The organism is Burkholderia sp. Tr-20355, assembly GCF_017104685.1.
Taxonomy (GTDB): Bacteria; Pseudomonadota; Gammaproteobacteria; order Burkholderiales; family Burkholderiaceae; genus Burkholderia; species Burkholderia seminalis.
The window spans coordinates 1-8,978 of the sequence record NZ_JAAGPK010000237.1; the positions used below are offsets into that span (position 1 = coordinate 1).

The following is an 8,978-nucleotide window of genomic DNA, read 5'->3' on the forward strand; positions in this document are numbered from 1 at the left end:
GCCGGTGCACGCAGGACATGCTGTCTTTTGCCTTATAAGCCGACCGCGGGGCTCTACCTTGACCTTACCCCTCTTGCCCTAACGTCCGACCGGACGATCTCGCCGCTGTTCGACGGCATCGCGGTGACGGGCAGTGCGGGCGAACGCGCGCTGATCGACACGGTGTGCGAACGCGCCGGGCCGCGCGCGGTGCCGCTGGCGGGCGCATTGCCGCTCGGCGAGCTCGGCGCGCTGATCGAGAGGGCCGACCTGCTGCTGTCGAACAACAGCGGCCCCGTGCATCTCGCGGCCGCGCTCGGCACGCCGGTCGTCGACCTGTACGCGCTGACCAATCCGCAGCACACGCCGTGGCGCGTGCCGCACCGCGTGCTGAACGTCGACGTCCCGTGCCGCAACTGCTACCGCAGCACATGCAACCAGCCGGGCCATCCATGCCTGCTCGGCGTGCGGGTCGACGATGTGGTGGCCGCCGTGCACACGCTGCTGCACGACCGCGCGCGCCATGCGCAACGCACGGCCGCACGGGCCGCCGCACGCGGCGCCGAGCCGGTCGCGATGTCCGCATCGAACGTGATTCCGTTCGCGCACGTCATCACGAGGAACTGACGCATGCCAGACCCGATCCATACGCTCGGCATCAATGCCGCGTTCCACGACAGCGCCGCGTGCATCGTGCGCGACGGCGTCGTGATCGCGGCGGCCGAGGACGAACGCTTCACGCACGTGAAGCACGCGAAGCGCCCGGTGCCGTTCTCGACCTGGGAGCTGCCTTACCACGCGATCGACTATTGTCTGGACGAGGCCGGCATCACGCTGGCGGACGTCGATCACGTCGCGTATTCGTACGACCCGTGGCTCGAACTCGACCGCGAGGGCGGCCCGCCGGTGCTGACGTTGCCGCTGTCGCCGTCCGCGCACGCGCCGCGCGACGACGGCGCGTCGCCTTGGCATCCGCTGTTCCTGTCGTCGATCGTCAACGCGCCGCGCCAGCTCGCGGGCGGCGCGCCGCATCATCTGCAGCGGCGTTTTCGCGGTGTCACGCACGACGGACCGTTTCGCTGGCATTTCGTCGAGCACCATCTCGCGCACGAGGCGAGCGCGTTTCTCGCGGCGCCGTTCGGGCGCTGCGCGGTGATGACGATGGACGGGCGCGGCGAGCGGGCGACGACCAGCTACGGCGTATTCGACGGCCGCAGCTACCGGCGGCTCGGGCAGGTGAACCTGCCGCACTCGCTCGGGCTGCTGTACGAGCGCCTGACCCGCCATCTCGGCTTCCTGCACTCGTCCGACGAATACAAGGTGATGGCGCTCGCGTCGTACGGCAAGCCGGTATTCGCCGACGCGATGCGCCAACTGGTGCGGTATCGCGGCGAAGGGCGCTACGACGTGGCCGATGCCGATCTGGTTGCGCTGTTCGGCGCGCCGCGTGAACGCGGCGGCCCGATCGAGCCGCATCATTACGACATCGCGCATGCGTTGCAGCTCGTGCTCGAGGAAACGACGCTGCAGGCGGTCGACTGGCTGGCCGCCGAGACGGGCGAGCGGCAGCTCGCGATGGCGGGCGGCGTCGCGCTGAACTGCGTGATGAACGCGAAGATCCGCGATCGCGGCCCGTTCGACGAGGTCTGGGTGCAGCCGGCCGCGGGCGATGCGGGCACGGCGCTCGGCGCGGCGTTGTGGACCGACTTCCGGATGCGCGGCGAGCGCGGCGGCTGGCGGATGGATCATGCGTATCTCGGGCCGTCGTACGGCGATGACGCGATCGAGGCGTTCCTGAAGGACGCGCAGCTGCCGTACCGGCGGCTCGCCGACGTCGCCGCGCAGACGGCCGCGCTGCTCGCGGAGAACCGTGTGATCGGCTGGTTCCAGGGGCGCATGGAGTTCGGCCCGCGCGCGCTCGGCGCACGCTCGATCCTCGCGTCGCCGATCGACCCGGACATGCAGCACAAGCTGAACCGGATCAAGGATCGCGAGGACTTCCGGCCGGTCGCGCCGGTGGTGCTCGAAAGCCGCGCGCATCACTGGTTCGCCGGCGGCCGGCAGACGCCGCTGCGCGCGCCGTTCATGCTGTTCGTCTACGACGTCGTGCCCGAACGCGCCGCGCGGATTCCGGCCGTGCGTCACACCGACGGCACCGCGCGCGTGCAGACCGTCGACGAGCGGCAGCATCCGCTGCTGCATGCGCTGCTGACCGAGTTCGATGCGCTCACCGGCGTGCCGGTGCTCGTCAACACGTCGTTCAATACGCGCGGCGAGCCGATCGTTTGCACGCCGCGCGATGCGATCGAATGCTTCTGGACGTCGCCGCTCGACGCGCTCGTGATCGGCCCGTTCCTGCTGGAGAAGCCGAGATGAACGCGCGCGCCACGCACCTGCCGCCCGTGGTGTCGGTCGTCGTGCCGACCTACCGGCGGCCCGACCTGCTCGAACGCTGCCTTGACGCGCTTTGCGTGCAGGTGTTCGACCCGACCACCTACGAGATCGTCGTCGTGGACGACGATCCGGCCGGCAGCGCGCGCCCCGTCGTCGACGCGTGCCGCGCACGCGTGACCGACGTGCCGGTGATCCGCTACATGACCGCGCCAGACACGCAGGGGCCGGCCGGCGCGCGCAACGTCGGCTGGCGCAGCGCGTGCGGCGCATTGATCGCCTTCACCGACGACGACACGATTCCCGACCCGACGTGGCTGCGCCACGGTGCGGCCGCGCTGCTCGCCGAGCCGTCGGCGGCCGCCGCGGCCGGCCGCATCGACGTGCCGCTGCGGCCGTGTCCGACCGACTACGAACGCGACGCGGCCGGCCTTGCGCACGCGGAATTCGCGACCGCGAACTGCTTCGTGCGTCGCGCGGCGCTCGAGCGGGTGGGCGGCTTCGACGAACGCTTCACGCGCGCGTGGCGCGAGGATGCGGACCTGATGTTCGCGCTGCGCGAGCATGCGGGGCCGATCGTCGGCGCCGACGCCGCGCGCATCGTGCATCCGGTGCGTCCCGCGCACTGGGGGGCCAGCGTCGGCCAGCAGTCGAAGGTGTATTTCGACGCGCTGCTGTACAAGAAGCATCGCGCGACCTACCGGCGCCACATCCGGCCGGTGCCGCCGTGGCACTACTACGCGGCCGTGCTGGCGGCACTCGGCGCGATCGCGTGTTTCGCGGCCGGATGGCCGGCGCCGGGCGCGGCGTGCGCCGCCGGCTGGGCCGTGATCACCGCGGCGTTCTGCGTGAAGCGATTGCGCGGCACGCAGCTCACGCCGTCGCACGTCGCGGAGATGATCGTCACGTCCATCGCGATTCCGCCGGTGTCGGTGTACTGGCGCATGCGAGGGGCGCTGCATTTTCGGGTGCTCTTCCTATGATGCTCGACCACGGTTTCGACGCCGGCAGCGCGCGCGGCCCGAGGCGGATCGCGGTATTTCGCGCGCTGCAGCTCGGCGACATGCTGTGCGCGGTGCCCGCGTTGCGCGCGCTGCGGCACGGCGAGCCCGATGCGCGCATCACGCTGATCGGCCTGCCGTGGGCGCGCGAGTTCGCGTCGCGCTTCTCGGACTACATCGACGGCTTCATCGCGTTTCCAGGCGCGCCCGGGCTCGCCGAGCAGCCCGAACCCGACGCGGCCACGCGCGAGGCGTTCGTCGCCGAATGCCGTTCGCGCGACTTCGACCTCGCGATTCAGCTGCACGGCAGCGGCGCGCACACGAACGCGATCGTCGCGTCGCTCGGCGCGATGCGCACGGCCGGTTTCGTGCCGGCCGACGGCGGCACGACCGTGCTCGATTGCGCGCTCGCGTGGCGCGACGACGAACCGGAAGTGACGCGCTACCTGGCGCTCACCCGCAAGCTCGGCTACGCGGATCGCGGCGACCACCTCGAATTCCCGCTTGGCGGCCTCGACCATGCGCTGTGGCAGGTACTCAGCGACGAACACGCACTCGATCCGGGGCGCTACGTGATCGTCCATCCCGGCGCGCGGATGGCGTCGCGGCGCTGGCCGGTCGAACGCTTCGCGCTTGCCGCGCGGCAGCTTGCCGACGACGGCTGGCAGGTCGTGCTGACCGGCACGCGCGCGGAAATGGCGCTGGCCGGCGCATTCGCCGAGCGCCTCGCGCGGCCGTGCGTGAACCTGTGCGGGCGCACGCCGCTCGGTGCGCTCGCGGCCTTGATCGCCCGCGCGCGGCTGCTGTTGTGCAACGACACGGGCGTGTCGCATATCGCGGCGGCGCTCGGCACGCCGAGCGTCGTCGTCGCGTGCGGCAGCGATACCGCACGCTGGGCGCCGCTCGACGGCGCGCGCCATCGCGTGCTCGCCAATTATCCGGCGTGCCGGCCCTGTATGTTCGACACCTGCCCGTACGGGCACGAATGCGCGACGGCCATTGGCGTCGGCGACGTGATCGGCCAGGCGGGCGACCTGCTCGCGAAGGAGAGACGTCATGTCACGTAAGCGGTTGCGCGTGCTGACCTGGCACGTGCATGGCAACTACCTGTATTACCTGTCGCACGCGCCGCACGACTTCTACCTCGTGACGAAGCCGCAGCATCCGCCCGGCTATGCGGGCCGGGTCGGGCACCTGCCGTGGGGCGACAACGTGCACGAGGTGCCGGTCGAGTGCGTGCGCGACACCGAATTCGACTGCGTGCTGTACCAGCATGCGAATCATTACCGGCACGACCGCCTGCGGCTGCTGAGCGACGCGCAGCGTGCGCTGCCGACGCTGTTCGTCGAGCACGATCCGCCGCGCGAGCATCCGACCGACACGCTGCACCCGGTGCAGGACCCGAACGTGTTGCTCGTGCACGTGACGGCGTTCAACGCGCTGATGTGGGACAGCGGCGTGACGCCGACGCGCGTGATCGAGCATGGCGTGCCGACGCCCGAGGGCGTCGAGTATCGCGGCACGCTGCCGAAGGGCGTGACGGTGGTGAACCATCTCGCGCGGCGCGGCCGGCGCCTCGGCGCGGACCTGTTCGAGGCCGTGCGTCACAGCGTGCCGATCGACCTGGTCGGGATGGGGTCGGCCGAACTCGGCGGGATCGGCGAGGTGCCGAACCCGGCGCTGCCGCAGTTCCTGTCGCACTACCGGTTCTTCTTCAACCCGATCCGCTACACGAGCCTCGGGCTCGCGGTGATCGAGGCGATGATGGTCGGGCTGCCGATCGTCGCGCTCGCGACGACCGAGATGGCGCAGCTCGTCCGGAGCGGCTTCAACGGCGTGGCCGATACGCGATTGAGCGTGCTGGTCGATGCGATGCGCATGCTGATCCGCGAGCCGGAACTCGCGCGCGAGTGGGGCGCGGCTGCGCGCCGCGACGCCTGCGAACGCTTCGGCATCGAACGGTTCGCGCGCGACTGGGACGCGGCGCTGCGCGATGTGACCGCGTGACGCGCGCCGCTTACGGGTTCGCGGCGGGCGAATCGGGCGCGCTGCTGCCGTTTGGATTCGGCTGATATGCGCCGCCGCTGACCGCATTGCGCTCGTGTTCGGGCAGCAGCGCGAGGCGGTTGTACAGCGTCTTCAGGCTGATGCCGAGCGCCTTCGCGGTGCGCGGCTTGTCGCCGTTGAAGTGCCGCAGCGACGCGACGATGAAGCGCTGCTGCGTATGCGCGAGCGTCGTGCCGATATGCAGCGTCATCGCGTTGTGACGCACCTCCTCGCGCGGCGGCTGGCGGCGCGGCAACTGCAGTTCGATCTGCTCGTCGGCAAGGATGAACGCGCGCTCCAGCGCGTTGCGCAGCTCGCGCACGTTGCCGGGCCACGTATACGCGCGCAACGCCTTCATCGCCTGCGTGGACAGCCGCTTTCGCGTACGGTGCCGCGCATTCAGTCGTTCGACGATCTGCAGCGCGATATCGCCGACATCGTCCTCGCGCTGCCTGAGCGCGGGCACATGCAGCGCGACCGGCGCGATCCGGTAGAACAGGTCCTCGCGCAGCCGCCCGGTGCGCAGCGCCTCGACGGGATCGTGATGGGTGGCCGCGACGATCCGCACGTCGAGCGGAACCGGCTCGTGGCCGCCCACGCGCACGATCGTGTTCGTCTCCAGCGTGCGCAGCAGCTTGACCTGCAGCTCGGCCGGCATTTCGGCGATCTCGTCGAGAAACAGCGTGCCGCCGCGTGCGGCTTCGAACATGCCCACGTGCTGCGAAATGGCGCCCGTGAAGCTGCCTTTTTCGTGGCCGAACAATTGCGATTCCGCGATGTCGTGCGGTATCGCGCCGCAGTTCACGGGGACGAATGGCCCGCGCCGGCGCGGGCTCATGTCGTGAATGAGCCGCGCGACGATGTCCTTTCCGGCACCGCTTTCGCCGACGATCAATACGCTGATGCGCGTCGCCGCCACGCGCGATACCTTCAACAACAGATCCTGAATCGTACGCGAGCGACCGAACAGACGTGCACCCTCATCGACTGATTTCGACATGATGTGAGATCGAATTGGGAAAATATGACCGAATGCGTCGAAGCTGGATGAAAAAATGACGTGGCACACGTCGTTTTTCATGTATCGAGGATACATTTTGTGCCAATTTCGCGGCATTGAATCTGGCAATGCAGGTAGCGTCGACAGATAGATTTATTAGATGAACGACGAATGCGCAACCTCGTTCTTCTATACTGCCTAAGCACTTGTTTGTCAGTGCAGGACAGCTTGTCTGCCCGTTCGCGTACGGCGCAAAACGCGCCGCCGCGGCCTGCGCGGCGGCGCGTTTTGCGCCGTACCTGTCGCGGTGCCGGCCGACGATCGCGCCGGGCCGCATTTCAAGGAGCCTCGATGCCATATGTCCTGATCGTCGAAGACGATGCCGATACGCGAACGATGCTGGCCACGCTTGCGCGCACGCAGCAGCTTGCGTGCGATACGGCGGCCACGCTCGAAGAGGCGCGTACGCTGGTCTCGACGAATACGCCCGATCTCGTGCTGTGCGATCTCGTGCTGCCGGACGGCAACGGCATGGATCTGTTCGACGCGTTGCCCAAGCGCGCGCATTGCGAAATGGTGTTGACCACCGGCCACGCGAGCCTGGAAACCGCGATCGACGCATTGCGGCGCGGCGCGACCGACTATCTGGTGAAGCCGCTCAACATGCAGCGGCTGAACAGCATCTTTGCGCGCGTGCCGCGCACGACCGCGCTGCACGAGGAAATCGCGGAGCTGCGCTCGGAGCTGAAGCGCCTCGGCCGCTTCGGCCGCATGCTCGGCAGTTCGCCCGCGATGCAGGCCGTCTACGACGCGATCGGGCGTGTGGCGCGCACCGAGGCGTCGGTCCTGCTCACCGGCGAATCGGGCACCGGCAAGGAACTCGCCGCGCAGACCGTGCACGACCTGAGCCTGCGCCGCCGCGGTCCGTTCCTCGCGGTGAACTGCGGCGCGATCGCCGCGAACCTCGTCGAGAGCGAGATGTTCGGCCACGACCGCGGCAGCTTCACCGGCGCGGAGCGCCAGCACAAGGGCTTCTTCGAACGCGCGGACGGCGGCACGCTGTTTCTCGACGAGATCACCGAAATGCCGCTCGAGTCGCAGGTCAAGCTGTTGCGCGTGCTGGAAACGGGCCGCCTCACGCGACTCGGCTCGACGCGCGAGATCGACGTCGACGTGCGCATCGTTGCCGCGACGAACCGCGATCCGGAAGCCGCGATGGCGGACGGCAAACTGCGGCCCGACCTGTTCCACCGGATCAACGTGTTCCCGATTCCGCTGCCGTCGCTGCGCGAGCGCGGCGACGACATCCCGATGCTCGCGGATGCGTTCCTGCAGCGCTACAACGAGGAAAGCGGCCGCAACCTGCGTTTCGCGCCGGCCGCGCGCGAAGCGCTGAAGACCTACGAGTGGCCCGGCAACGTGCGTGAGCTGCGCAACTTCGTGCAGCGCGCGAGCATCTTCACCGATGGCGACGTGATCGACACGCTGCCGCCGCCGATCATGGACGAGCTGTCGAACATGGTCGATTCGCACGAGGATCGCGTGACGGTGCCGTTCGGCACGCCGCTCGAGGAAGTCGACCGCAAGCTGATCCTCGGCACGATCGCCCAGTGCGGCGGCGTGAAGGCGCAGGCGGCCGAGGTGCTCGACGTCAGCCTGAAGACGATCTACAACCGGCTCGCGCAACTGGAAGACGAAGCGGAAAAACCGGATTCCTGATGCCGTCGCGATCGCGCTCATGCTCCCGTTCCCGTATCACGACGCGTCTCGCGATCGAGACGGCGGCGCATGCGTTCGATCTGCGGCGCGATCGCACGCCGTTCGCGCAGGATCCACGGCAGGCCGGCGAACGTGCGCGCGATCGCGCGTTCGCGGCGCAGCAGCGGCAGCCGGCGCACGGTGTGCAGCCATGCTGGCGCGGCCGGCCACCGGAGCCATGCGGTCCACACCGCGTTGCGGGCGGCGACGCTGGCGCGTGCCGGCCCGTCCCGGCGCGGCGACGGGTAGTGATGCACCGTGAGATGAGACGCATACACGAGCCAGTGGCCGGCACCGTACAGGTCGAACGCGAGCAGCGCTTCCTCGCCGCCGAGGAAGTAGCGCGGGTGATAGCCGCCGGCTTGCACGAACGCGTCGCGCCGGAATGCGGTCGCGCCGGCCAGCAGCCCGAGGATCGGGCGGCCGGGCAGCGCGACGGGGGCGTCGAGCGGGCTGTCGGCCATCGTCCGACAGGTCGGGTCCTCGCGCTGTGCGGGGCCAACCAGCACGCGCGCCGTGACGGCCGCGACGTGCGGATACGCATCGAGCAGGTTCGCGGCTTCGGCGATCGAACCGGGCGCCCACCACGTGTCGTCGTCGCAGAACGCGACGTGGCGCGTGCGCGCGACGGCCGCGCCGAGATTGCGGCCGGCGGCCCCGAGATTGGCCGGCGCATGCACGAGCGTCGCGTGCGCGAAGCGGTCGCGAATCAGCGCGGCCGTCTCGTGGTCCGACGCATTGTCGACGACGACGATCGCCGGCCGGTCGGGCAGCGCGGTGAGTCGCGCCAGCGTGCGCGCGAG

The 8,978-nt window shown here is 69.5% G+C and carries 8 protein-coding genes; 6 read left to right on the forward strand and 2 right to left on the reverse strand.

The window, feature by feature from the left end; genetic code table 11:
* The 5 genes from G3N62_RS32710 to G3N62_RS32730 form a co-directional block, all read left to right on the forward strand.
* Nucleotides 1-606: glycosyltransferase family 9 protein (locus G3N62_RS32710; RefSeq protein WP_241013269.1), on the forward strand; the 606-nt coding region annotated here is incomplete at its 5' end.
* Between the two features lie 3 nt (nucleotides 607-609).
* Nucleotides 610-2,355: a carbamoyltransferase C-terminal domain-containing protein gene (locus tag G3N62_RS32715; protein ID WP_069705788.1), complete on the forward strand. Its 1,746-nt coding sequence runs from the start codon at nucleotides 610-612 to the stop codon at nucleotides 2,353-2,355.
* Complete coding sequence (locus G3N62_RS32720; RefSeq protein WP_124669552.1) at nucleotides 2,352-3,353, forward strand: glycosyltransferase; 1,002 nt, start codon at nucleotides 2,352-2,354, stop codon at nucleotides 3,351-3,353. Before G3N62_RS32715 ends, G3N62_RS32720 begins: the two co-directional genes overlap by 4 nt.
* Entirely contained in the window at nucleotides 3,350-4,438 is a 1,089-nt protein-coding gene (locus tag G3N62_RS32725) for a glycosyltransferase family 9 protein (RefSeq protein ID WP_124669551.1), read from the forward strand. The genes G3N62_RS32720 and G3N62_RS32725 overlap by 4 nt, the downstream gene beginning before the upstream one ends.
* Nucleotides 4,428-5,378, forward strand: coding sequence for a glycosyltransferase family 4 protein (locus G3N62_RS32730; RefSeq protein WP_124669550.1), 951 nt, complete (start codon nucleotides 4,428-4,430; stop codon nucleotides 5,376-5,378). Before G3N62_RS32725 ends, G3N62_RS32730 begins: the two co-directional genes overlap by 11 nt.
* Nucleotides 5,379-5,388: 10 nt before the next feature.
* On the opposite strand, the gene G3N62_RS32735 is transcribed toward G3N62_RS32730, so the two are convergent.
* Nucleotides 5,389-6,417 carry a sigma-54 dependent transcriptional regulator gene (locus G3N62_RS32735; RefSeq protein ID WP_034189966.1) on the reverse strand — a complete coding sequence of 343 codons (1,029 nt, stop codon included), beginning with the start codon at nucleotides 6,415-6,417 and terminating at the stop codon, nucleotides 5,389-5,391.
* A 351-nt stretch (nucleotides 6,418-6,768) separates the two neighbouring features.
* Between G3N62_RS32735 and G3N62_RS32740 the strand changes: the two genes are divergently transcribed.
* Nucleotides 6,769-8,136, forward strand: a complete 1,368-nt coding sequence (locus G3N62_RS32740; RefSeq protein WP_034189967.1) for a sigma-54 dependent transcriptional regulator — start codon at nucleotides 6,769-6,771, stop codon at nucleotides 8,134-8,136.
* Between the two features lie 17 nt (nucleotides 8,137-8,153).
* Here G3N62_RS32740 and G3N62_RS32745 read toward each other — a convergent pair.
* On the reverse strand, nucleotides 8,154-8,978 hold an 825-nt coding region (locus G3N62_RS32745; RefSeq protein WP_206141437.1), incomplete at its 5' end, for a glycosyltransferase.

Coding starts and splice junctions, on each gene's coding strand:
- G3N62_RS32715 (WP_069705788.1), top strand. CDS start 610: ATGCCAGACCCGATCCATACGCTCGGCATCAATGCCGCGTTCCACGAC.
- G3N62_RS32735 (WP_034189966.1), bottom strand. CDS start 6,417: ATGTCGAAATCAGTCGATGAGGGTGCACGTCTGTTCGGTCGCTCGCGT.
- G3N62_RS32730 (WP_124669550.1), top strand. CDS start 4,428: ATGTCACGTAAGCGGTTGCGCGTGCTGACCTGGCACGTGCATGGCAAC.
- G3N62_RS32725 (WP_124669551.1), top strand. CDS start 3,350: ATGATGCTCGACCACGGTTTCGACGCCGGCAGCGCGCGCGGCCCGAGG.
- G3N62_RS32740 (WP_034189967.1), top strand. CDS start 6,769: ATGCCATATGTCCTGATCGTCGAAGACGATGCCGATACGCGAACGATG.
- G3N62_RS32720 (WP_124669552.1), top strand. CDS start 2,352: ATGAACGCGCGCGCCACGCACCTGCCGCCCGTGGTGTCGGTCGTCGTG.